The following is a 22,796-nucleotide window of genomic DNA, read 5'->3' on the forward strand; positions in this document are numbered from 1 at the left end:
TTTTCGACCTGATTTTTAGACATGAGGATGGTAGGCAAACAGCGCAGGCGCCCCGCCGGTATGGACAAATAAAATCGGCCCTTCATCCTTAAAGCGTTTCTGAGCAATGCCGTCAATCAGTCCTGCCATCGCTTTGCCTGTATACACCGGATCGAGCAGTATCCCCTCGAGGCGCGCCAGCAGCTTCACCGCTTCCATGCCCTCTTCGTTAGGCGTGCCGTAACCCGGCGCAAAATAGTCATCCCAGAGCAGAATATCGGCCTTTGCCTTCAGCTCCAGCTGCCCGGCTACCGCCTGCTGTAAGGTGACCACTTTCGGCTTCTGATCCGCGACGCTGCGGGATACCGTTACGCCAATCAGCTCGACGTCCGGCAGCAGTTGCTCCAGCCCCACCGCCAGCCCGGCATGCGTGCCCGCACTGCCAGACGCGACAACCACGGAGGAGAGACTCACCGCGCCCTCGCACTGCTGAGCGATTTCCAGCGCACTTTCCACATACCCCAGCGCGCCCAGCGCGTTTGAGCCGCCGACGGGGATAACGTAGGGGCGGAATCCCTGCGCTTCCAGGCGCGTCGCCAGCTCGTCAAGCTGGGCGGTCGGGTCGGTCAACGCATCCACCATTTCGACCTGTACATTAAACAGGTCCAGCAGCAGGCGGTTACCGTTGGTCAGATAGTTTTCTGCCCGCGTGCCAATCGGGTTTTCCAGCAACGCCACGCAATGGAGTCCGAGCTTTGCAGCCACTGCCGCCGTCTGACGAACGTGGTTGGACTGGATAGCCCCGGCAGTAATGAGCGTATCTGCGCCTTCACGCAGGGCGTCCGCCGCCAGAAACTCCAGCTTGCGCAGCTTATTGCCCCCCATCGCCATCGGCGTCACGTCATCACGCTTAATAAAAATATCGCGGCCTAAATAATCAGAAAATCGCGGCAGGTACTCCAGCGGCGTCGGCGCGCCGATAAACTCCAGGCGGGGAAAGCGCGTTAAATTCTGTAGTGACATGGGTTCTCCGGTAACTCTGACAAAATGTGATATTTTTCATTATGCACGCAGACGCGAAAGAAATAAAAAAGGCGCTTTTAAAAGCGCCTTTTTTTTACGTCAAAGACTTATTTGGTGACGTCTGCACCGAACCACTTCTCGGAAAGCGCCTTCAGGCTACCGTCTTTTTGCATGTCAGCAATCGCGGAATCAATCGCTTTGACCAGGTCTTCGTTACCTTTACGAACGGCCACGCCGGATTCCTGACGAGAGAAGGCATCACCCGCTACCGCCAGGGTATTGTTGGTTTTCTTCACCAGATCCAACGCTGCCAGGCGGTCAACCAGAATGGCGTCGATACGGCCCACGCGCAGATCCTGGTATTTCGTCGGGTCATCATCATAGGTGCGGATATCCACGCCCTGCACGTTCTGGCGCAGCCACTCTTCGTAGTTGGTCCCCAGACCGACACCGACTTTCTTGCCTTTCAGGTCCGCGGCAGTTTTAATCCCGCCTTCGTTGCCTTTCTTCACCAGCGCCTGAATACCGGACACGGTGTACGGCGTAGAGAAGTCATACTTCTTCTTACGCTCGTCAGAAATGGTCACCTGATTAATAACCACATCAATACGTTTGGAGTCCAGTGACGCCAGCATTCCGTCCCATTTGGTCGGTTTCAGTGACGCTTTAACGCCGAGGTGCTTCGCCAGCTCTTCAGCAAACTCCACTTCAAAACCGGTCAGCTTACCGTCATCGCCCTGGAAGCTGAATGGAGGATAGGTTCCTTCCAGCCCGACCAGCAGCGTACCGCGCTCTTTTACTTTATTCAGCAGGTTTTCTGCGGCGAACGTTTTCACGCTCATGCCCGCAACCAGCGCAACGGCCATAACACCCATCAGCGCCTGACGACCCAGAAGTGCAAATTTCATAAATACCCCGATATAGTGGAATTTTTACGTAGTGTAGAGAAATCGCCTGCAACGTCAAAGGCGACTGCGCTACATCTTATTCTTTTTTAATATATATCAGAAGTTGTTCCGGCGTGGGCTTTCTGCTTTACGGCACCCGGCATTTGTACCTTGTATTGCGCATACTTGCGCAGCGCAATTCGGTAGTTGTTGGTGCTGGTCGCAGGCAGCCACGGCTCCAGATTTTCATCCAGATAACCGGTTTTCAGCAGATCGCGAGAAATATTGTTTACGGTCAGATGTTGCCCAAGGCGACGCAGGCGAACCACATATTCGCGAACGGTGCCGTGGCTCATCTCTGTTTGCTCAAACAGGAATTGCTTGAAGCCGATAATGTCGAAGAAGTCGCTTTGCTCTTTGCAGTGGAGATCGCCACAGAAACGGCAAAGCGCCACCCACTCTTTTTGCTCTTCGAGCCATGCGGCTTCGTCCATCAACGTGTCGAGACGTGAAATCGCAATCTTGTTGACGATTTCGCCCCGGCGAACCAGCGTGATACGATCGAGTAACTTGTTACAGTGGGCGCAATGCGTCTGGCTGTGTTTAAAGTCTTTCAGGTAGCGGCTTAAAGGCCGTCTTTTAGATTGCTGCACCGTCATGATAACTCCTGGTTGTCAATACGTTGTGCGGCATTTTTAAGGTGAATCAATCACCTATAACTTACCCAGCTTGGTTCGTAAGCGTTTAATGGCCTGGCTGTGCAGCTGGCTCACCCGCGACTCTCCCACCTCCAGAACAGCGCCAATCTCTTTGAGGTTAAGCTCTTCCTGGTAATAAAGGGTCAACACCAGCTGTTCGCGTTCAGGCAGAGCTTCAATAGCCTCCATAACGCGATGGCGTAAATTCCCTTCCATTAAATGGTGTAACGGGTTTTCCTGCTGGTGCTCATCCGTCACCAGCTCGATGCTATCGCCATGCTCTTCGCGCCACTCGTCATAAGAGAAGAGTTGGCTATTATTGGTATCGAGCAACATCTGACGATACTCTTCAACAGCAATGCCAAGACGTTCCGCCACTTCGGTTTCCGTTGCGTTACGTCCCAGTTCCTGTTCCAGCTGCCCCATCGCATGCGCCACTTCGCGCGCGTTACGGCGAACACTGCGCGGCACCCAGTCGCGGCTGCGCAGCTCGTCCAGCATCGCACCACGAATACGCTGAACTGCGTAAGTCGTAAATGCCGTTCCTTGCAGAGCGTCGTATCGGTCAACTGCATTCAATAACCCGATACCGCCCGCCTGTAGCAGATCGTCGAGTTCCACGCTCGCCGGCAAGCGCACCTGGAGGCGCAATGCTTCGTGACGCACCAGCGGGACATAACGCTGCCACAGCGAGTGTTTATCCATTACACCTTCAGCGGTATAGAGTGAATTCACGATAAACAGCCCTGCGTTAGTTGAGTTATCGGCATGATTATCCGATTCTGCAGGGCGTTCAATTGGATGAAAAAGGGGGATAAAGTGAGGTTATTCTGAGGTTGCCCACAACAGGGGCAACTTTTCTGCCTAAATTAACAGTTGTAACAATGAAAGATCGTCGCCGAGTTTGACGCTATCTATATGTTGATGAAAGAGCTTTCCCGCTTCCTGATTATGCTGGCTAAGGGAGTGGAAGCTGTAAATAACATCAATGATATTATCTTGCTCAATTTTTCCCGCCACGAGTGCCTGACCGGCAAGTAACGTTTTAAGGAAATAGAACTCCGCGACGATTAAATAAAGATTATTCAACATGCTGCGGCCATTGTTCTGCGGGAAGCCCTGCTCCCACAGTTTGTATTTAAAAAAGTTCTTAAATAAATGGTCATTGATCGCCAGGTAACTGCCCGCCACATCGCGCCAGACGGACTCGATGTTCTCCATGACCTTCTCTGCCGGCACGGTGTCACCAGCAGACTCAAATTGTTGATAAAGCTGAGTAAAATAACGATTCAACACGGCACCGCCGCGGGCTGTCACTTTCTTTGTAAAGTAACTCTGGATGAGCGAAATTAACGCGAATTTCAGGCTATAGTTCTGATTAAAGCCGCCTAACTCCGTCTTGATTTTACCGCTCACCAGTTCGTTAACCAGCGAGAAATAGACCGTTTCGAGCGTGCCGATATTCTCTTCGAGATTTTCGAGCTTTTCAGCCACCATCAGGAATTTCACCACGGCGTAAACCTGTTCTTCAACGCTGACCGCCTCAACGCTGAAAATATTCTGGCAGAAGAGATTGATGACCTTTGCCTTCAAATCAATCATCGGCGCATTATTGACGTCCTGCTGGACGCTGATGGATTCCATCATCGACATAGACTCCCGATCGTTCAACAGAAGTCGGGTCACTTCCGGACACGAGAGGTTCAGCGATTTTTCGATTTCATTTTTATAGACCCGATTTGTCCGTGGAAACGACGAACAGGTTGGGCTTAAGGCCTGGGCGCCCATGGCGCTATGAATAGAACAGAGTTTTTCCGTATCCATAAACGGGCAGTTTTTACTTTCCGTATGGAAAATCACTTCGCCCCAGTTGCCATACTGTTTTTTGGTGACTTTTATTGCCGTTTTCGCCGTATGACGAATGGCGGCATTTTTACTGTTCAGATAGCGATTAACGGAGGATTTATCAAACGCGATGGTCCAGCCCTGACAACAATGTTCACGGCATTCCCCACCGACACATGAAAAATCTGCGACCAGCTTTGGTTGAGTGACACTGATTTGTTTCACAGGCGGATTCTCAAATAACAGAGATAAAAAAACCCCGCCGAAGCGGGGTTTCACGCGTAAAATTAACGCAGCAGAGACAGAACGGTCTGTGGAACCTGGTTTGCCTGAGACAGAACAGAAGTACCAGCCTGCTGCAGGATCTGCGCGCGGGACATGTTGGAAACTTCAGTTGCGTAGTCAGCGTCCTGGATACGGGACTGAGCAGCAGACAGGTTGTTAGAGGTGTTGTTCAGGTTGTTGATTGCAGAAGTGAAACGGTTCTGCACAGCACCCAGGCCTGAACGTGCTTTATCGACAGTAGCGATAGCGGCATCGATAGTTGCCAGATCAGTTCCTTTCAGTGCAGTCAAATCAAGGGTATCTACTTTCAGGGTAGCGGTATCAGCTTGCGCGCCTTTCAGATCCAGATCAATAGTGTCGCCGTCGTTCACGCCAACCTGAATTTTAACTACGCCAGCAGTACCAGCAGTGCCGTTCAGCAGTTTGATGCCGTTGAAGTCAGTTTTGCCCGCAACGCGGTCGATTTCTTTCAGACGAGCAGTAACTTCATCCTGCAGAGAGGCCAGGTCAGTAGTGCTGTTAGTACCGTTGCTTGCCTGAACAGCCAGTTCACGAACGCGCTGCAGGTTGTTGTTGATTTCGTTCAGGGAGCCTTCAGCAGTCTGCGCCATGGAGATACCGTCGTTGGCGTTACGCGCTGCCTGAGTCATACCTTTGATCTGGGAGGTCATGCGGTTTGCAATCGCCTGGCCAGCAGCATCGTCTTTCGCGCTGTTAATACGCAGACCGGAAGACAGACGCTCGATAGCAGTGCCCAGAGAAGACTGAGATTTGTTCAGGTTGTTCTGAGTGGTCAGGGACAACAGGTTAGTATTGATAACTGCCATAATTTTGTTTCCTTCAAAAATTGGGTTTTAGGTCCGGTGCCTAACACTCACAGCGTCTCTCACCGTCAACAAGGTTATCGACGGGTCCCCAAAAGACTTTAGAATCAATTTTGAAAAAATTATAAGTTACTGATTATTAATCATTTTATTTTTAAAAAATCAATTAAGGTCTGCCAGAGGCTTATTATTTACGCTTTTTTAACGCTCAAAGAGATGACAAAAAAGGCACACACTTTTTCATGTTTTCAATGCGCTGATAATGGCACTAAAGTGCAATCCCTTCATTTACCCCGCCAGGACGTGTCTATTCTTTGGATTATTTTTTTCTCACCATCGTAAACTTTTACGTTGAGAGGCCGATAAGAGTCCTGAACTACTTTCGTATTTTAAGGAAAATATGCATGGCTACTATCAGTAACCTCGGGATAGGTTCTGCAGGACTCGGGGATTTATATAATCAGTTGGAAGCGGCAGAGAAAACCAAGCTGACGACGATTACTTCCCAGCAATCAACGTATAACGCACAGTTAAGCGCTTACGGCAAGCTGCAGAGCGCCATGACATCGCTGCAGACTGCGACCGCTGCACTGGGTAAAGCAACCACCTGGAACTCAACGTCCGTTAGCAGCACCAACACGGCCTTTACCGCCACGACAACGGCTGACGCATCCGTGGGTTCCTTTGTTGTCAACGTCAATCAGGTTGCAAAGGCACAGGCACTCACTACCGGCTCCTATGCTAACAACACTGACCTGCTGGGCGATACGACAGGTACAACGCGTAAAATCACCATCACCCAGCCGGGCACCAAAACGCCTTTAGAAGTCACCCTGGCTGATGGCGATACGTCGCTGGCGGGGATCGCGAGCGCGATTAATAAAGCGAACGGCAACGTCACCGCCAGCGTCATTAAAGCGAAAGACGGTGATTACCGCCTGATGCTGTCATCCAAAACCACCGGTACGGATGGTGCGATGACCATCAACGTTACTGGCGACGCCAAGCTGCAAAGCGCCATTGGTTACGATTCAACCACCAAAACGGGTGCGCTGACGGTGAACACCGACGCGCAGAACGCGATTGTGGTGGTAAACAACATCTCCATCGAGCGCCAGTCGAATACCATTACCGATGCGCTGCCTGGGGTCACCTTCTCGGTGAAGGCCGAAAGCAAAGCCGATGAAACCCTTGAGGTATCACGCGCAACGGATGCGAACCAGAAGGCGATCACGGACTGGGTTACAGCGTACAACTCGCTGCAGTCCACCATTAACAGTCTGACGAAGTATGTTCCTGTCGATGCAGGCGCTGGCGGCCAGTCTACCAGCAACGGTGCGCTGGTCGGTGATGCGAACGTGCGCGGGGTTCAGTCTCAGCTGCGCGGCCTGCTGACCGAAGTGCAGACCGGCTCCATTCAGATCATGGCCCAGTTGGGAATTACCCAGGACCCGGTGAAAGGCGCGGACGGTACCGTCGGTAACCTGAAAGTCGACACCGATAAGCTGAAAAAAGCGCTGACCGACAACCCGAACGCCGTACAGCAGTATTTTGTCGGTGACGGAAAGAAAACCGGTATGGCGACCCAGATGAACAACACGCTGACCACTATGCTCAGCACCAGTACCGGCAGCGCCGGGGTGATCCAGAACGCGAAAGACGGGATCAACAAAACGCTGAAAACGCTGGGCGAACGTTACGATGCCATGGATGCCCAAATTGAAGCCACCATGGCGCGTTACAAAACCCAGTTCACCAGTCTGGACGTATTAGTCACCAAAATGACCAGTACAGCCAACTACCTGACCCAACAGTTCTCACAAAAGTAGTCGTAGCCTTCAGGAGTGGATATGTATAAGACCTCTGGTGTTCAATCCTATCAGCAGATAGGAGTAGAAAGCGCAGTCATGAATGCCAGTCCACACCAGCTGATTGTCATGTTGTTCGACGGGGCGCATAGCGCCCTTGTTCGCGCGCGTTTGTTCATGGAAGCCGGACAAATTCGTGAGAAAGGCGAAGCCCTATCCAAAGCCATCAACATCATCGACAACGGTTTAAAAGCAGGACTGAACATGGAGGTTGAGAGCGAATTGTCCGGTAATCTTGCCTCCTTGTACGAATATATGGTTCGACGTTTGTTGCTGGCGAATGTCAGTAACGACGTAGACGCAATTGTTGAAGTCGAGGGTTTATTAAACAACATTGCGGATGCGTGGAAGCAAATCGGCCCCAATGCGTCCTCTATTTCAGGATAATTTTTGATGAATAATCCCAGCGCAGCGCTTAGCCACTGGCAGGCGTTACATGCTCAGAGCATTGCTATGCTAAATCTCGCACATTCTGGTCAATGGGATGCGCTTATCGAGCAGGAAATGCATTACGTACAACTGGTGGAAAGGATTTCTCAAACGCCCATCATGTCATGCCCTCCGGCTCAGGTTGAGCAAGCGCGTGCGCTGCTGGAAATGATCCTCGACAATGAGAATGCGCTAAAGGCGCTGCTGAAAGTCCGCATGGACGAACTGCGCAGCCTGATTGATCAAACCGGTAAACAGCAATCCATCACGTCTACCTATGGAAAGCTGTCAGGGAATATTCTTTATCCAGAAAGTTTGACCCGCGACACACAATTATGATTTCTTCATCCATACTCCAGAAGTCTGCCAATGGCTTCTGGAGCAAGGATGATGAAAAACCCCACCCTGTTACAATGTTTTCACTGGTATTACCCCGCTGGCGGTGAATTGTGGCGAGAGGTCACGGCGTTAGCCCCCAATCTTAACGAAATCGGCATCAACATGATCTGGCTCCCGCCCGCCTATAAAGGTGCATCCGGCGGGTATTCTGTTGGCTATGATTCGTACGACCTGTTCGACCTCGGCGAGTTTGACCAGAAAGGCAGCATTGCCACGAAATACGGCGATAAAGCGCAGCTGCTTGAGGCTATCGCCGCGCTCAAAAGCAACGATATTGCCGTGCTGCTGGACGTGGTGGTCAACCACAAAATGGGTGCCGATGAGAAAGAGTCTGTCCGCGTTCAGCGCGTGAATGAACAGGACCGCACGCAAATCGACGATGAAGTCATTGAGTGTGAAGCCTGGACCCGCTACACCTTCCCCGTCCGCGCCGGGCAATATTCGCAGTTCATCTGGGATTACAAATGCTTCAGCGGCGTCGACCATATTGAAAACCCTGATGAAGATGGCATCTTTAAAATCGTCAACGACTACACCGGCGAAGGCTGGAACGATCAGGTTGATGATGAGATGGGTAACTTCGATTATCTGATGGGCGAGAATATCGACTTTCGCAATCACGCCGTGACCGAGGAGATCAAATACTGGGCCCGCTGGGTCATGGAACAGACGGGCTGCGACGGTTTTCGTCTGGACGCCGTTAAGCATATTCCCGCCTGGTTTTACAAAGAGTGGATTGAGCATGTCCAGGAAGTCGCCGACCAGCCGCTATTTATTGTGGCGGAATACTGGTCCCATGAGGTGGATAAACTTCAGGCCTATATCGACCAGGTCGAAGGCAAAACCATGCTGTTTGATGCCCCCCTGCAGATGAAATTCCACGAGGCGTCACGTCAGGGCCGGGATTACGACATGAGCCAAATCTTCACCGGTACCCTGGTGGAAGCCGATCCGTTTCATGCGGTCACCCTCGTCGCGAACCATGACACCCAACCTCTGCAGGCGCTGGAAGCACCGGTCGAAGCCTGGTTTAAACCGCTCGCCTACGCGCTGATCCTGCTGCGGGAAAATGGCGTGCCGAGCGTCTTTTATCCGGATCTCTTCGGCGCCAGCTATGACGACACGGGAGGGGACGGTGAAACGTACCATATTGATATGCCGGTCATTGAGCAGCTTCACGAGCTGATCCTCGCGCGCCAGCGTTTTGCCCACGGTGTGCAGACGCTGTTTTTTGACCATCCTAACTGCATTGCCTTCAGCCGCAGCGGCACGGAAGACGATCCCGGCTGCGTGGTGGTGCTGTCTAACGGCGACGACGGTGAAAAAGTGATTTGTCTTGGGGAAAACTACGGCAACAAAACGTGGCGGGATTTTCTCTGCAATCGTGAAGAAACCATCACTACGGCGGCGGATGGCGAAGGGACGTTTACCTGTAATGGGGGGAGCGTCAGCATTTGGGTAATAGAGGATGCGCTGTAGAAACAATGCCGGGTGGCGCTGACGCTTAGCCGGCCTACGGGACGGTACTTTTGTAGATACTGTTATGCCACGCAAGCATTTTCCTGATGTAATGTGGCATCGAACGGGCGTCCTGATTTCAGGACGCCATACGCCACCTGCGCCAGCTTACGCATCATCGCTCCGATTATCAGCTTCGCTCCCTTGCCGTTCTTTTCCAGACGCGTCCTGAACGCTTTTCCCCACTCCGTTTTGTACAGCGCCACCATCGCGGGCATATACAGCGCCCTGCGAAGCGAGACATGGCCAGCCTTACTCATCCTGCTTGCCCTGTGTACGCTGCTTCCTGATTCATGCTGCCGCGGTGTCAGTCCTGCGAAAGCCGCGAACTGCCGCGCCTGACCGAACCTGTCCTTCAGCCCCACATACGCCAGCAGCACCGCGGATGTCTTTTCACCGATACCCGGTATGCTGTCCAGCAGTTTTCGCCGGTGCTTCAGGTCCGGGTCGTCATCCGTCAGGTCCTTTATCTGTTTCTCCAGCCGCTTCAGCTCCGCTTCCAGCCACAGAAGGTGCGCATCGATGCTCGGCATCTGCACCTCCCGCGCCGTCTCACGACGGTTCAGCTCCTGCGTGTGCATGTCTGTCAGGGACTGGTGACGCAGCACCAGCGCCCGCAACGCGCGCTCCAGCGGATGAGGTGCCTCCCAGGCTACCGGACGCTTCTGCCGGCAGAACTCTGCCAGCATACGGGCATCAACGGCATCGGTTTTACTGCGCAGGCCTTCGCTCTGCGCAAAGGCTTTACCAAGAGCCGGGTTGATGATGGATACGGTGAAACCGGCATCGCTGAGGGATGCTGCTGCGTCTTCCATATAGGTGCTGGTCGCTTCCATGCAGACATGTGCTGGCGCCACATTATGGCTGCGGAGCCAGTTGAGCAGCTCATCGTGACCTTTAGGTGTGTTAGTAAACTTTTTGCTGCGGTGACGGCCATCAGGTCGCAACACATCGACATCCAGCTTAGCTTTGGAGACATCGATACCAATAAAGTGAAGTTCCTGTTCCATAGTGAAACCAACCTTGTGAATGCGGATTACCGGGAAAACCGGTCCATGATACTGTCCGGTTTGTCACTTGTGGAGAAGGTGCAGTCCACTGCAGGGATCTACAACACAGGCTCGTGGCCTAAGGCCGGGTACGGCATGTGGACTACATGGCAGAAAGAACTGGCCGGTTCTTTCTGCACGGAAGGATAATACAAGGCCGGGTCAGGCGAAGCCGCCACCCGGCAACAAACGGCTACGGTAGTTTACTCTCGAGCGGATTCTTGCTCAGGTAATCTGCACACTCAACCGTTGGGCGGTCGACCTTCTGCAGCTCCAGCCCGTCGTACTCAAGCGTCGAGCCATCGCGCTCCAGCGGATAGATATCGAGCTTACGCGTCACGTTGTAATAACTGTCTGATCGCAGCATGATTTTACCCGGCACGGCAATCACGCGCTGCCACTGACGGCAGTCCAGCGTGTCGCCCTCCTCCGTCACCACCAGCGTGGCAATCGCCTTCGGGCTGACCATTTTGCTCTGCGGTCCTTTCGACTGCCAGTATCCCGCCAGACTTGCCGGGACAGGATGCTTGATCACGTCGTTATAGTTATCGACCTGAACGCACCCGGTCAGTGCCAGCAGCGCGCCAGCAATTGCTATTTTTTTCATCATCTTTCCTGCATTCGAAGAAAAAAATATTGTGGCATTAAAGCGCTGCGGCTGCCAGCGAAGATCGACAGGTGTTAAACCTGCATCCCCATCACTTCCTGATACGCCGACACCAGCTTGTTACGCACCTGGATCCCCATCTGCAGGGAAACCGAGGCTTTTTGCAAATCGGTCATCACATCATTCAGCGCCACGCCAGGCTCACCGAGGGTGAACTTCTCAGCCTGAGTGCGTGCTGCGGTCTGGGTATCACTGATACGGTCAAGAGCGGCATGCAGTTGCCCTGCGAAGCTGATGCTCGGCTGCTGATCTGCCACATTCTGATTACGGGCCGTCATCGCCGTTGCCTGCAACTGACTGATTACCCCTTCAATGCCCTGTATAGCCATGACTTTCCCCTGGATGGTTTTTTACGCGGTCAAGACTAACAGCTTGTCAATAAGATAATGGCGGTAAATAGCGTGAAAAAACCAGGTTATTTGACGCATAGAAAATCACGAATCATCAAATAATGGCAGGGCCATCAATATGGAACTTTTGTCGTGTTTGCCGACCCGGGAGTCAGTTTTGTTTCTCTACACGAATAACGTAAACCACCAGGATTTAAGAGGTGCGCAATGAGTGCAACAGCATCGACAGCGCCGCAGAATAAATCACTCGAGTGGATGAACCGCCTTCGCGCGAATCCTAAAATCCCGTTGATCGTGGCAGGCGCTGCCGCAATTGCGATCCTTGTAGCGATGGTCCTGTGGGCGAAAAGCCCTGATTACCGGACGCTCTACAGCAACCTTTCCGATCAGGATGGCGGTGCCATCGTCACCCAGCTTACCCAGATGAACATCCCTTATCGCTTTGCCGATAATGGCGGTGCGCTTGAGGTACCGGCAGATAAGGTGCACGAACTGCGTCTGCGTCTGGCTCAGCAGGGGCTGCCGAAGGGCGGTGCCGTTGGCTTTGAGCTGCTGGATCAGGAAAAATTCGGTATCAGCCAGTTCAGCGAGCAAGTGAACTACCAGCGTGCGCTGGAAGGTGAGCTGGCCCGCACCATTGAAACATTAGGCCCGGTGAAGAGTGCCCGCGTGCACCTGGCGATGCCTAAACCTTCTTTATTTGTCCGTGAACAGAAATCACCTTCGGCTTCCGTTACCGTGAACCTCCAACCTGGCCGCGCGCTGGACGAAGGGCAAATCAGCGCGGTGACGCATCTCGTCTCCAGCGCCGTCGCCGGTCTGCCGCCGGGTAACGTGACGCTGGTTGACCAAAGCGGTCACCTGCTGACGCAATCCAATACCGCCGGTCGCGATCTGAATGATGCGCAGCTGAAGTATGCCTCCGATGTCGAAAACCGTCTCCAGCGCCGTATTGAAGCCATCCTCGGCCCGGTCGTGGGTAACAGCAACGTGCACGCGCAGGTTACCGCGCAGATCGACTTCGCGAATAAAGAACAAACTGAAGAGCAATACAGCCCGAACGGCGATGCGGCTCAGGCGGTGATGCGTTCACGCCAGATCAATTCAAACGAGCAGGTCGGCGGTGCATACCCGGGCGGCGTACCGGGCGCACTGTCTAATCAGCCTGCCCCGGCTAACGCGGCGCCGATTTCCACGCCTCCGGCCAATCAGCAGAACGGTCAGCAAAATAATCAGCAGACCACCTCAACGACCAGTAACGCCGGTCCGCGTACCAGCAGCCGTAACGAAACCACGAACTACGAAGTGGATCGGACGATTCGCCACACTAAACTGAACGTGGGCGATATTCAGCGTCTTTCCGTTGCGGTGGTGGTGAACTACAAAACGCTGGCGGATGGCAAGCCGTTGCCACTGACCGCCGAGCAGATGAAACAGATTGAAAACCTGACCCGTGAAGCGATGGGTTACTCCGAGAAGCGCGGCGATACCCTCAACGTGGTGAACTCACCGTTCAACTCGGTTGAAGAGACCGGCGGTGAACTGCCGTTCTGGCAACAGCAGGCGTTTATCGATCAGCTGATGTCCGCAGGACGCTGGCTGCTGGTGCTGATTGTCGCGTGGCTGCTGTGGCGTAAGGGCGTTCGTCCGCAGCTTCAGCGTCGTGCTGAAGCCGAAAAAGCGGCTCGCGAACAGATGTCTACGCGTCAGGAAACGGAAGAAGCGGTTGAAGTTCGTCTCAGTAAAGATGAACAGATGCAGCAGCGTCGTGCTAACCAGCGCATGGGCGCTGAGGTCATGAGCCAGCGCATTCGCGAAATGTCAGATAACGATCCGCGCGTCGTGGCGCTGGTCATCCGCCAGTGGATGGGTAACGAACATGAGTAATACGCTTACGGGCACCGATAAAAGCGTCATCCTGTTGATGACCATTGGCGAAGATCGCGCGGCAGAGGTGTTTAAACACCTCTCCCAGCGAGAAGTGCAAATTCTCAGTGCGGCCATGGCCAACGTGCGTCAAATCTCCAATAAACAGCTGACTGAAGTGCTGTCGGAATTTGAACAGGAAGCCGAACAGTTTGCCGCGCTGAACATCAACGCCAACGACTACCTGCGTTCCGTGCTGGTCAAGGCGCTGGGCGAAGAGCGTGCCTCCAGCCTGCTGGAAGACATTCTGGAAACGCGCGATACCGCCAGCGGTATCGAAACGCTCAACTTTATGGAACCGCAGAGTGCCGCCGACCTTATTCGCGACGAGCACCCGCAGATTATCGCCACCATCCTTGTCCACCTCAAACGTGGCCAGGCGGCCGATATTCTGGCGCTATTCGAAGAACGCCTGCGCCACGATGTGATGCTGCGTATCGCCACCTTCGGCGGCGTCCAGCCGGCCGCACTGGCGGAGCTGACCGAAGTGCTGAACAACCTGCTCGACGGTCAGAACCTCAAGCGCAGCAAAATGGGCGGCGTGAGAACGGCGGCGGAAATCATCAACCTGATGAAAACGCAGCAGGAAGAGGCTGTTATTACGGCGGTTCGCGAATTCGACGGCGAGCTGGCGCAAAAAATCATCGACGAGATGTTCCTGTTCGAAAACCTCGTGGAAGTGGACGACCGCAGCATCCAGCGCCTGCTCCAGGAAGTGGATTCCGAGTCGCTGCTCATCGCCCTCAAAGGTGCCGAGCAGCCGCTGCGCGAGAAATTCCTGCGCAACATGTCTCAGCGTGCGGCCGATATCCTGCGCGACGACCTTGCCAACCGCGGCCCGGTTCGTCTGTCTCAGGTGGAAAACGAACAGAAAGCCATTCTGCTTATTGTTCGTCGTCTGGCGGAAACCGGCGAGATGGTGATTGGCAGCGGAGACGACACCTATGTCTAATGAGCTGCCGTGGAAGCGCTGGACGCCGGACGATCTGGCGCCTCCCCTCTCCGAGTTCACGCCGGCCGTCATCGCAGCCGAGGAGCTTGATCCGGACGTCGAGCAGCCCGAGCTGAGCGAAGAGGAGCAGCAGGCACAGATGCTGGCTCAGCTGCAAATGCAGGCGCACGAGCAGGGCTATAATGCCGGTCTGAACGAAGGCCGGCAGAAAGGCCACGACCTTGGCTACCAGGAAGGTCTGGCAAAAGGGCTAGAGCACGGTATCGATCAGGCGCGCCAGCAGCAGGCGCCGATCCATGCCCGCATGCAGCAGCTGGTCAGCGAGTTCCAGCACACGCTGGATGCGCTGGACAGCGTGATTGCCTCGCGACTGATGCAGATGGCGCTGGAAGCCGCGCGTCAGGTTATCGGCCAGACGCCGGTGGTGGATAACACTGCGCTGATCAAACAAATTCAGGGTCTGCTTCAGCAGGAGCCGCTGTTCAGCGGGAAACCTCAGCTGCGCGTCCATCCGGACGATCTGCAGCGCGTTGAAGAAAGCCTGGGGGCGACGCTAAACCTGCACGGCTGGCGTCTGCGCGGCGACCCGTCGCTCCATCACGGCGGCTGCAAAGTCTCTGCAGACGAAGGTGACCTGGATGCCAGCGTCGCCACCCGCTGGCAGGAACTGTGCCGCCTGGCGGCACCGGGAGTCGTCTGATGACTGCGCGCCTCACCCGCTGGCTCACCACGCTCGACAACTTTGAGACGAAGATGGCGCAACTGCCGTCCGTTCGTCGTTATGGGCGACTGACGCGCGCCACTGGTCTGGTACTGGAGGCCACCGGCCTGCAGCTTCCGCTGGGTGCGACCTGCGTCATTGAGCGTCAGGATGGTCTGGAAACGCGTGAAGTTGAAAGCGAAGTGGTCGGGTTTAACGGCCAGCGTCTGTTCCTGATGCCGCTTGAAGAGGTGGAAGGCATTCTGCCCGGCGCGCGCGTGTATGCCAAAAACATTTCTGGCGACGGGCTGCAAAGCGGGAAACAGCTGCCGCTTGGCCCTGCCCTGCTGGGCCGCGTGCTGGACGGTAGCGGGAAACCGCTCGACGGGCTGCCCTCCCCGGACACCACCGAAACCGGCGCGCTAATCACCCAACCGTTCAACCCCCTGCAGCGTACCCCTATCGAGCATGTGCTGGACACCGGCGTGCGCCCGATTAACGCCCTGCTGACCGTGGGACGTGGACAACGTATGGGCCTGTTCGCCGGGTCAGGCGTAGGCAAATCCGTCCTGCTCGGCATGATGGCGCGCTACACGCAGGCCGATGTGATCGTCGTGGGGCTGATCGGCGAACGTGGTCGTGAAGTAAAAGACTTTATTGAAAACATTCTGGGTGCGGAAGGCCGCGCCCGCTCGGTGGTTATCGCCGCGCCGGCGGATGTGTCGCCGCTGCTGCGTATGCAGGGTGCCGCGTATGCCACCCGTATTGCCGAAGATTTCCGGGACCGCGGCAAGCATGTGCTGCTGATCATGGATTCCCTGACCCGTTACGCGATGGCGCAGCGTGAAATCGCGCTGGCCATCGGTGAACCGCCAGCGACCAAAGGTTACCCGCCTTCGGTCTTCGCCAAACTCCCTGCCCTGGTTGAACGTGCCGGGAACGGCATCAGCGGAGGCGGCTCCATCACCGCGTTCTATACGGTACTGACGGAAGGCGATGACCAGCAGGACCCGATTGCCGACTCCGCGCGCGCGATCCTTGACGGTCATATTGTGCTGTCGCGTCGTCTGGCCGAAGCCGGGCACTATCCGGCCATTGATATTGAAGCCTCTATCAGCCGCGCAATGACGGCGCTGATAACCGAGAAGCACTACGCCCGCGTGCGTAACTTCAAACAACTCCTCTCCAGCTTCCAGCGCAACCGCGATCTGGTCAGCGTGGGGGCGTATGCCAAAGGCAGCGACCCGATGCTCGACAAAGCGATTAGCCTGTGGCCGCAGCTGGAGGCATTTTTGCAACAAGGTATTTTTGAACGCGCCGACTGGGAAGATTCAATTCAGGCACTGGAGCTGATTTTCCCGCAGGTGTAACACAGGTGGAGGGCGAAGGTCATGGCGCAAAACAGCGCGTTATCAACGCTGAAAGATCTGGCTGAAAAAGAAGTTGATGATGCCGCATTGCAGCTCGGCGCAATGCGACGCGGGTGCCAGCAGGCTGAAGAACAGTTGAAGATGTTGATCGACTATCAGCATGAATATCGCACCAACCTCAATACCGATATGACACAGGGCATTGGAAGCCAGCGCTGGATTAACTATCAGCAGTTTATCCAGACGCTGGAGAAGGCGATAGATCAGCATCGCCAGCAGCTAAACCAGTGGACCCAGAAAGTCGATACCGCGCTGAGTTTCTGGCGTGAGAAGAAGCAGCGACTGCAGGCCTGGCAGACTTTACAGGACCGACAAATCGCGGCAACGACCCTGGCGGAAAACCGTCTGGATCAGAAGAAAATGGATGAGTTTGCCCAGCGCGCATCAATGAGGAAACCGGAATGATCACACTGCAACAACTGCTGATGAGCGACAGCGACCTGTCGGGCGGCACGCAAACAGGGAAAGGCACCGACGGTGCACAGGACTTTCTCTCTCTGCTGGCGGGCGCCCTGTCGGACGCAACGGGCAAGGGCAAAGATGCGCCGCTGACCCTGGCTGACCTGAAAGCCGCCGGCAGTAAGCTGTCAAAAGTGGCTCAGGACGCCAAAGGCGATACTACCCTGCAGGCCAAAATTGCCGACCTGCTCTCGCGCCAAACCGCGCTTAATGGCGATGAAACGTCGCCCGTCACGCCGCTTGATACGCTGGTTTCCGGGCTGGTTCCGCTCTCTAAGGGTGACGCCCTGAAGACCCTCAATGCGGCAAACAGCAAAGATGACGGTAAAAGCGAGCTGAGCGAAGAAGAGCTGGCCGGATTAAGCGCGCTGATGGCGATGCTGCCGCACCAGCAAACTACCGCCTCTCGCGTGGCAGGCAGTGACGGCGTAGCCTCCACCTCAACGCTGAATACCGCGACACTTTCGCACAATGGCGCGGGCCAACCGTCCCTGAACGCGCCTCCGGGAGGCCATGAAAAAGCGCAGAGTTCTACGCCTTATCAGAGCCAGGTGAAAAAAAACGACCCGGCCCTGTCGGGCAACACGCCTGCAACCCCGGCCGTGGCCGTGGCGGCAGAGAAGCAGGAACTCGCCAGTTCTTCCTCCTCAGCCTCCCCAACGGCCACCCTGGCACCGATTATGTCCAGCCATGCGACCAGTCAGACGGCCGCCACCGTCGCCACCGCGCCGGTGTTAAGCCAGCCTCTGGGGACCCATGAATGGCAGCAATCCCTGAGCCAGCACATCACTCTCTTCACTAAGCAGGGCCAGCAGACGGCAGAGCTGCGCCTGCACCCGGAAGATCTGGGTCAGGTGCAAATATCGCTTAAGCTGGATGATAACCAGGCGCAGCTGCAGATGGTCTCTGCGCACAGCCATGTTCGTGCGGCACTGGAAGCCGCGCTGCCGGTACTGCGAACCTCACTGGCGGAGAACGGCATTCAGCTTGCACAGAGCAGCGTCAGCAGCGAGAGCTTTGCCGGGCAGCAGCAGTCCTCATCCCAGCAGCAGCACCAGGCTTCGCGTTCCGGCAATACCGGCGGTTTTAATGAAGAGAGTGATGAGTTACTGCCTGTTCCTGCCGCCCTGCAATCCGCAGCGCGCGGTAACAGTGCCGTAGACATCTTCGCCTAAACGCCAGAGGTAGCGTGATTATCCCCGTCTTTTCCACGCTTTGACGACAGCAGGACACGGGATAATCACCTTATTAAGCTGTACCGAAACAGGAAGCTCGTATCAGATGACTGACTCCGCTATCACCAAAAAAAGTAAGCGCTCCATCTGGATCCCGCTGCTGGTGTTGATCACGCTCGCCGCCTGCGCCACCGCGGGCTATAGTTACTGGCGTATGCAGCAGGAACCTACCACCGCTGCAGCCAAAGCTGAAGCGCCACCTCCGCCGGCACCCGTGTTTTTCCCGCTGGATACCTTCACCGTCAATCTGGGTGATGCGGATCGCGTGCTTTATGTTGGCATTACGCTGCGCCTGAAAGATGAAGCCACCCGTTCACGTCTGAACGATTACCTTCCAGAAGTGCGCAGCAGACTTCTGCTGCTGTTCTCTCGTCAGGACGCTTCGGCGCTGGCCACCGATGTGGGTAAGCAAAAGCTGGTCGACGCTATTAAACAAACGCTGGCGACCCCGCTGGTAAACGGCCAACCTAAGCAGGAAGTCACTGACGTTCTGTATACAGCATTCATTCTGCGGTAACGACATGGGCGACAGTATTCTTTCTCAGGCAGAAATCGATGCGCTGCTCAACGGCGACAGCGATAACAATGATGATCCTAAACCGGGTATTGGCGGCGACAGCGATATTCGTCCCTATGATCCGAATACCCAGCGTCGCGTGGTACGTGAACGTCTGCAGGCGCTGGAGATCATTAACGAACGTTTTGCACGTCAGTTCCGTATGGGGCTGTTTAACCTGCTGCGTCGTAGCCCGGATATCACGGTCGGTGCGATCCGCATTCAGCCATACCATGAGTTTGCCCGCAACCTGCCGGTGCCAACCAACCTTAACCTGATTCATCTGAAGCCGCTGCGCGGCACCGGTCTGGTGGTATTTTCGCCAAGCCTGGTGTTCATCGCGGTGGATAACCTGTTCGGCGGCGACGGGCGTTTCCCGACCAAAGTAGAAGGTCGTGAATTCACCCACACCGAACAGCGCGTCATTAACCGCATGCTGAAGCTGGCGCTGGAGTCTTACAGCGACGCGTGGAAAGCGATTAACCCGCTGGAAGTGGAGTACGTCCGTTCTGAGATGCAGGTGAAATTTACCAATATCACCACCTCCCCGAACGATATCGTCGTTAACACCCCGTTCCACGTGGAGATCGGTAACCTGACCGGCGAGTTCAACATCTGCCTGCCGTTCAGCATGATCGAACCGCTGCGCGAGCTGCTGGTTAACCCGCCGCTGGAGAACTCCCGCAACGAAGACCAGAACTGGCGTGAAAACCTGGTCCGCCAGGTTCAGCATTCGCAGCTTGAGCTGGTGGCGAGCTTCGCCGATATCCCGCTGCGGTTATCCCAGATCCTGAAATTACAACCCGGCGATGTTTTGCCGATAGAAAAACCCGACCGCATTATTGCCCATGTGGATGGTGTCCCCGTGCTGACAAGCCAGTACGGCACGATTAACGGTCAGTATGCGTTACGCGTTGAGCACTTGATCAACCCGATTTTGAATTCGCTGAATGAGGAACAGCCCAAATGAGTGACATGAACAATCCGTCCGATGAAAACAGCGGAGCACTGGACGATCTGTGGGCTGACGCGTTAAACGAGCAAAAAGCACCCCCGGCCAAAAGTGCTGCGGATGCCGTATTCCAGCAGCTCGGCGGCGGTGATGTCAGCGGCACGCTGCAGGACATCGACCTGATTATGGATATCCCGGTTAAGCTGACCGTTGAGCTGGGACGCACCCGGATGACCATTAAAGAGCTACTGCGCCTGACGCAGGGCTCCGTGGTGGCCCTTGACGGTCTGGCCGGCGAGCCGCTGGATATTCTGATCAACGGCTATCTGATTGCCCAGGGTGAAGTGGTGGTGGTTGCCGATAAATACGGCGTACGTATCACCGACATCATTACCCCGTCTGAACGTATGCGTCGTCTGAGCCGTTAAGCATGAAAACCCAGGCAACAATATCACAACCTTCTGCCGTTCCCGGCTCGCCTCTGCTCCAGGTGAGCGGGGCATTGTTCGGTATTATTGCCTTTATCCTTATCGCCGCCTGGCTGGCGAAGCGCTTTGGCCTGGCGGGTAAAACCGCCGGTGCCCGCGGCCTGAAGGTCAGCGCCAGCACCACGCTGGGGCCACGTGAACGCGTGGTCATCGTCGAGGTGGACGACGCGCGTCTGGTCCTGGGCGTCACGGCCTCAAACATCAGCGTATTACATAAGCTGCCGCCCGCCCCTGTTGTGGTGGACGAGCGCGCAGACGCCCCTGCGGATTTTCAGTCCGTCATGAAGAGTTTGCTTAAGCGTTCCGGGAGATCCTGATGCGCCGTTTGTTATCCCTGACGCTTGCGGGCGTTGGCCTGTTTGCTCCCGCGGTTTATGCCCAACTGCCCGGTCTGGTCTCCACCCCTCTCGCGGGCGGCGGACAAAGCTGGTCGCTTCCGGTCCAGACGCTGGTTTTCATCACCTCGCTGACGTTTATTCCGGCCATCCTGCTGATGATGACCAGCTTCACCCGCATCATCATCGTCTTTGGCCTGCTGCGAAACGCGCTGGGAACCCCTTCCGCACCGCCAAACCAGGTTCTGCTTGGCCTGGCGCTGTTTTTGACCTTTTTCATTATGTCGCCGGTTATCGATAAGATTTATACCGACGCCTACCAGCCGTTCAGCGAAGACAAAATCTCCATGCAGGAGGCGCTGGATAAAGGCGCCCAGCCGCTGCGAGAATTTATGCTGCGCCAGACGCGCGAAGCCGATCTGGCCCTCTTTGCCCGCCTGTCCAACACCGGCGAGCTGCAGGGACCGGAATCAGTGCCAATGCGTATTCTTCTGCCTGCCTATGTCACCAGCGAGCTGAAAACCGCGTTCCAGATTGGCTTTACCATCTTTATTCCGTTCCTGATTATCGACCTGGTGATCGCCAGCGTCCTGATGGCGCTCGGGATGATGATGGTGCCGCCTGCGACCATTGCCCTGCCCTTTAAGATCATGCTCTTTGTTCTGGTCGACGGCTGGCAGCTGCTGGTCAGTTCTCTGGCGCAGAGTTTCTACAGTTAAGGAACGGTAATGACACCCGAATCGGTCATGATGATGGGCACGGAAGCGATGAAAATCGCGATTGCCGTTGCCGCGCCGCTGCTGCTTGTCGCGCTGGTTACCGGTCTGATTATCAGTATCCTGCAGGCCGCCACGCAGATTAACGAAATGACGCTGTCATTCATCCCGAAAATCATCGCCGTGTTCGTGGCGATTATCGTGGCCGGGCCGTGGATGCTGAACCTGTTGCTGGACTATATGCGCAACCTGTTTACCAACCTGCCGTACATCATCGGCTGACCTGACGATGCTGCACTTCACCAGCGACCAGTGGGTTCAGTGGCTCGGCGTCTATTTTTGGCCGATGCTGCGCATCATGGCGCTGATATCCACCGCCCCTATTCTCAGTGAGAAGTCGATACCCAAGCGCGTCAAGGTGGGGCTGGGCATTATCATCTCGATTATCGTCGCGCCCTCTCTTCCCCCCGTGGATATTCCGATCTTCTCGGCGAACGCGGTGTGGGTGGCCTTGCAGCAGGTGATGATTGGCGTCGCCGTCGGCTTTACCATGCAGCTCGCCTTTGCCGCAGTGCGTACCGCAGGGGAACTGATCGGCCTGCAGATGGGGCTATCGTTCGCCACGTTTGTCGATCCCGGTAGTCATCTCAACATGCCCGTGCTGGCGCGCATTATCGATCTGCTCGCCATGCTGCTGTTCCTGTCTTTCAACGGCCATCTGTGGCTTATCTCCATGCTGGTGGATACGTTCCATACGCTGCCGATTGGCGAAAATCCGGTGAACAGCAACGCCTTTCTGGCGCTCACTCGCGCTGCGGGGCTGATATTCCTGAACGGACTGATGCTGGCGCTGCCGATCATCACCCTGCTGCTGACCGTCAACCTGGCGTTAGGTTTACTCAACCGAATGGCACCGCAGCTTTCGGTGTTTGTCATTGGTTTTCCGCTGACGCTGACGGTTGGAATTTTATTAATGTCATTGCTAATGCCACTTATCGCTCCCTTCTGTGAACATTTATTCGGCGAGATATTCAACCTGTTAGCGGATATTGTCAGCGAGTTGCCACGTAAATAATAGCCCGCACTGTTGCTGCTGTCTTTCTGAGGATATTCCTAAAATAAAACGCGAAAAACATCTTCCAGGATATATCTGACGCGGTTTAATTGTTTCTAACCATCTCACAATACTTAATATTTACTTTACTTTAAGAAGATTCCTGGCAAAT

Annotated in this window: 25 protein-coding genes and 1 pseudogene; 17 read left to right on the forward strand and 9 right to left on the reverse strand. The window is 55.1% G+C overall.

All coding sequences use genetic code 11. The features are described 5' to 3' along the window. Positions 1-15: 15 nt before the first annotated feature. The 6 genes from dcyD to V1566_RS17230 all read right to left on the reverse strand — a co-directional run bounded on the left by dcyD (position 16) and on the right by V1566_RS17230 (position 5,544). A complete protein-coding gene (dcyD, locus tag V1566_RS17205) occupies positions 16-1,002 on the reverse strand; it encodes a D-cysteine desulfhydrase (RefSeq protein WP_395304089.1) in 987 nt (328 codons plus the stop codon). A gap of 107 nt (positions 1,003-1,109) precedes the next feature. Further along, positions 1,110-1,910: a cystine ABC transporter substrate-binding protein gene (tcyJ, locus tag V1566_RS17210; RefSeq protein WP_023336163.1), complete on the reverse strand. Its 801-nt coding sequence runs from the start codon at positions 1,908-1,910 to the stop codon at positions 1,110-1,112. An 86-nt stretch (positions 1,911-1,996) separates the two neighbouring features. Beyond that, entirely contained in the window at positions 1,997-2,548 is a 552-nt protein-coding gene (gene fliZ / locus V1566_RS17215; protein WP_025759916.1) for a flagella biosynthesis regulatory protein FliZ, read from the reverse strand. 54 nt (positions 2,549-2,602) lie between these two features. Then, entirely contained in the window at positions 2,603-3,322 is a 720-nt protein-coding gene (locus V1566_RS17220; protein ID WP_059310219.1) for an RNA polymerase sigma factor FliA, read from the reverse strand. A gap of 129 nt (positions 3,323-3,451) precedes the next feature. Further along, the gene (gene fliB / locus V1566_RS17225) at positions 3,452-4,657 is read right to left on the reverse strand and encodes a flagellin lysine-N-methylase (RefSeq protein ID WP_395304090.1); all 1,206 of its coding nucleotides are present in this window, start codon (positions 4,655-4,657) and stop codon (positions 3,452-3,454) included. A gap of 62 nt (positions 4,658-4,719) precedes the next feature. Beyond that, positions 4,720-5,544, reverse strand: a complete 825-nt coding sequence (locus V1566_RS17230) for a flagellin (RefSeq protein ID WP_395304091.1) — start codon at positions 5,542-5,544, stop codon at positions 4,720-4,722. 401 nt (positions 5,545-5,945) lie between these two features. Between V1566_RS17230 and fliD the strand changes: the two genes are divergently transcribed. From fliD to amyA, 4 genes are read left to right on the forward strand one after another with little or no spacing between them, the layout of a single operon-like run. Next, positions 5,946-7,370 (forward strand): flagellar filament capping protein FliD, encoded by a 1,425-nt coding sequence (gene fliD, locus V1566_RS17235; protein ID WP_395304092.1) that lies wholly within the window; start codon positions 5,946-5,948, stop codon positions 7,368-7,370. A 21-nt stretch (positions 7,371-7,391) separates the two neighbouring features. Further along, positions 7,392-7,796 (forward strand): flagellar export chaperone FliS, encoded by a 405-nt coding sequence (fliS, locus tag V1566_RS17240; protein WP_023312296.1) that lies wholly within the window; start codon positions 7,392-7,394, stop codon positions 7,794-7,796. A 6-nt stretch (positions 7,797-7,802) separates the two neighbouring features. After that, positions 7,803-8,177 (forward strand): flagella biosynthesis regulatory protein FliT, encoded by a 375-nt coding sequence (gene fliT / locus V1566_RS17245; RefSeq protein WP_395304093.1) that lies wholly within the window; start codon positions 7,803-7,805, stop codon positions 8,175-8,177. Positions 8,178-8,228: 51 nt separating this feature from the next. Further along, positions 8,229-9,716, forward strand: a complete 1,488-nt coding sequence (gene amyA, locus V1566_RS17250; RefSeq protein WP_395306012.1) for an alpha-amylase — start codon at positions 8,229-8,231, stop codon at positions 9,714-9,716. 62 nt (positions 9,717-9,778) lie between these two features. On the opposite strand, the gene V1566_RS17255 is transcribed toward amyA, so the two are convergent. The 3 genes from V1566_RS17255 to fliE all read right to left on the reverse strand — a co-directional run bounded on the left by V1566_RS17255 (position 9,779) and on the right by fliE (position 11,800). Beyond that, a complete protein-coding gene (locus V1566_RS17255) occupies positions 9,779-10,765 on the reverse strand; it encodes an IS110 family transposase (RefSeq protein WP_395304094.1) in 987 nt (328 codons plus the stop codon). A gap of 232 nt (positions 10,766-10,997) precedes the next feature. After that, positions 10,998-11,411 (reverse strand): lipoprotein YedD, encoded by a 414-nt coding sequence (yedD, locus tag V1566_RS17260; RefSeq protein WP_395304095.1) that lies wholly within the window; start codon positions 11,409-11,411, stop codon positions 10,998-11,000. 74 nt (positions 11,412-11,485) lie between these two features. Further along, positions 11,486-11,800 carry a flagellar hook-basal body complex protein FliE gene (gene fliE, locus V1566_RS17265; RefSeq protein WP_008500329.1) on the reverse strand — a complete coding sequence of 105 codons (315 nt, stop codon included), beginning with the start codon at positions 11,798-11,800 and terminating at the stop codon, positions 11,486-11,488. A 228-nt stretch (positions 11,801-12,028) separates the two neighbouring features. Here fliE and fliF point away from each other — a divergent pair, with 228 nt between their 5' ends. The 13 genes and pseudogenes from fliF to fliR form a co-directional block, all read left to right on the forward strand. Beyond that, positions 12,029-13,708, forward strand: a complete 1,680-nt coding sequence (gene fliF / locus V1566_RS17270; protein ID WP_395304096.1) for a flagellar basal-body MS-ring/collar protein FliF — start codon at positions 12,029-12,031, stop codon at positions 13,706-13,708. Continuing rightward, the gene (gene fliG, locus V1566_RS17275; protein WP_395304097.1) at positions 13,701-14,699 is read left to right on the forward strand and encodes a flagellar motor switch protein FliG; all 999 of its coding nucleotides are present in this window, start codon (positions 13,701-13,703) and stop codon (positions 14,697-14,699) included. Before fliF ends, fliG begins: the two co-directional genes overlap by 8 nt. Further along, positions 14,692-15,399: a flagellar assembly protein FliH gene (gene fliH / locus V1566_RS17280; protein ID WP_311392177.1), complete on the forward strand. Its 708-nt coding sequence runs from the start codon at positions 14,692-14,694 to the stop codon at positions 15,397-15,399. The genes fliG and fliH overlap by 8 nt, the downstream gene beginning before the upstream one ends. After that, positions 15,399-16,769 (forward strand): flagellar protein export ATPase FliI, encoded by a 1,371-nt coding sequence (gene fliI / locus V1566_RS17285; protein WP_023336182.1) that lies wholly within the window; start codon positions 15,399-15,401, stop codon positions 16,767-16,769. Before fliH ends, fliI begins: the two co-directional genes overlap by 1 nt. Before the next feature lie 21 nt (positions 16,770-16,790). Then, positions 16,791-17,234, forward strand: coding sequence for a flagellar export protein FliJ (gene fliJ, locus V1566_RS17290; protein ID WP_395304098.1), 444 nt, complete (start codon positions 16,791-16,793; stop codon positions 17,232-17,234). Then, the gene (fliK, locus tag V1566_RS17295) at positions 17,231-18,463 is read left to right on the forward strand and encodes a flagellar hook length control protein FliK (RefSeq protein WP_395304099.1); all 1,233 of its coding nucleotides are present in this window, start codon (positions 17,231-17,233) and stop codon (positions 18,461-18,463) included. The genes fliJ and fliK overlap by 4 nt, the downstream gene beginning before the upstream one ends. Positions 18,464-18,569: 106 nt before the next feature. Beyond that, positions 18,570-19,040, forward strand: a complete 471-nt coding sequence (gene fliL, locus V1566_RS17300) for a flagellar basal body-associated protein FliL (protein ID WP_023312306.1) — start codon at positions 18,570-18,572, stop codon at positions 19,038-19,040. 4 nt (positions 19,041-19,044) lie between these two features. Next, a complete protein-coding gene (fliM, locus tag V1566_RS17305) occupies positions 19,045-20,049 on the forward strand; it encodes a flagellar motor switch protein FliM (protein ID WP_023336184.1) in 1,005 nt (334 codons plus the stop codon). Next, positions 20,046-20,459 carry a flagellar motor switch protein FliN gene (fliN, locus tag V1566_RS17310; protein WP_023312308.1) on the forward strand — a complete coding sequence of 138 codons (414 nt, stop codon included), beginning with the start codon at positions 20,046-20,048 and terminating at the stop codon, positions 20,457-20,459. The genes fliM and fliN overlap by 4 nt, the downstream gene beginning before the upstream one ends. Positions 20,460-20,461: 2 nt before the next feature. Continuing rightward, a complete protein-coding gene (gene fliO / locus V1566_RS17315; RefSeq protein ID WP_023312309.1) occupies positions 20,462-20,836 on the forward strand; it encodes a flagellar biosynthetic protein FliO in 375 nt (124 codons plus the stop codon). Further along, a complete protein-coding gene (fliP, locus tag V1566_RS17320; RefSeq protein ID WP_024909733.1) occupies positions 20,836-21,573 on the forward strand; it encodes a flagellar type III secretion system pore protein FliP in 738 nt (245 codons plus the stop codon). Before fliO ends, fliP begins: the two co-directional genes overlap by 1 nt. Positions 21,574-21,582: 9 nt before the next feature. Next, positions 21,583-21,852 (forward strand): flagellar biosynthesis protein FliQ, encoded by a 270-nt coding sequence (fliQ, locus tag V1566_RS17325; RefSeq protein WP_008500315.1) that lies wholly within the window; start codon positions 21,583-21,585, stop codon positions 21,850-21,852. Positions 21,853-21,859: 7 nt separating this feature from the next. Beyond that, positions 21,860-22,652, forward strand: a pseudogene (fliR, locus tag V1566_RS17330) (flagellar biosynthetic protein FliR); the annotation flags it as partial. Between the last annotated feature and the right edge of the window lie 144 nt (positions 22,653-22,796).

Origin of the sequence: Enterobacter sp. ECC-019, from assembly GCF_043974075.1 — a bacterium.
In the GTDB taxonomy this organism is placed as follows: Bacteria; Pseudomonadota; Gammaproteobacteria; order Enterobacterales; family Enterobacteriaceae; genus Enterobacter; species Enterobacter asburiae_D.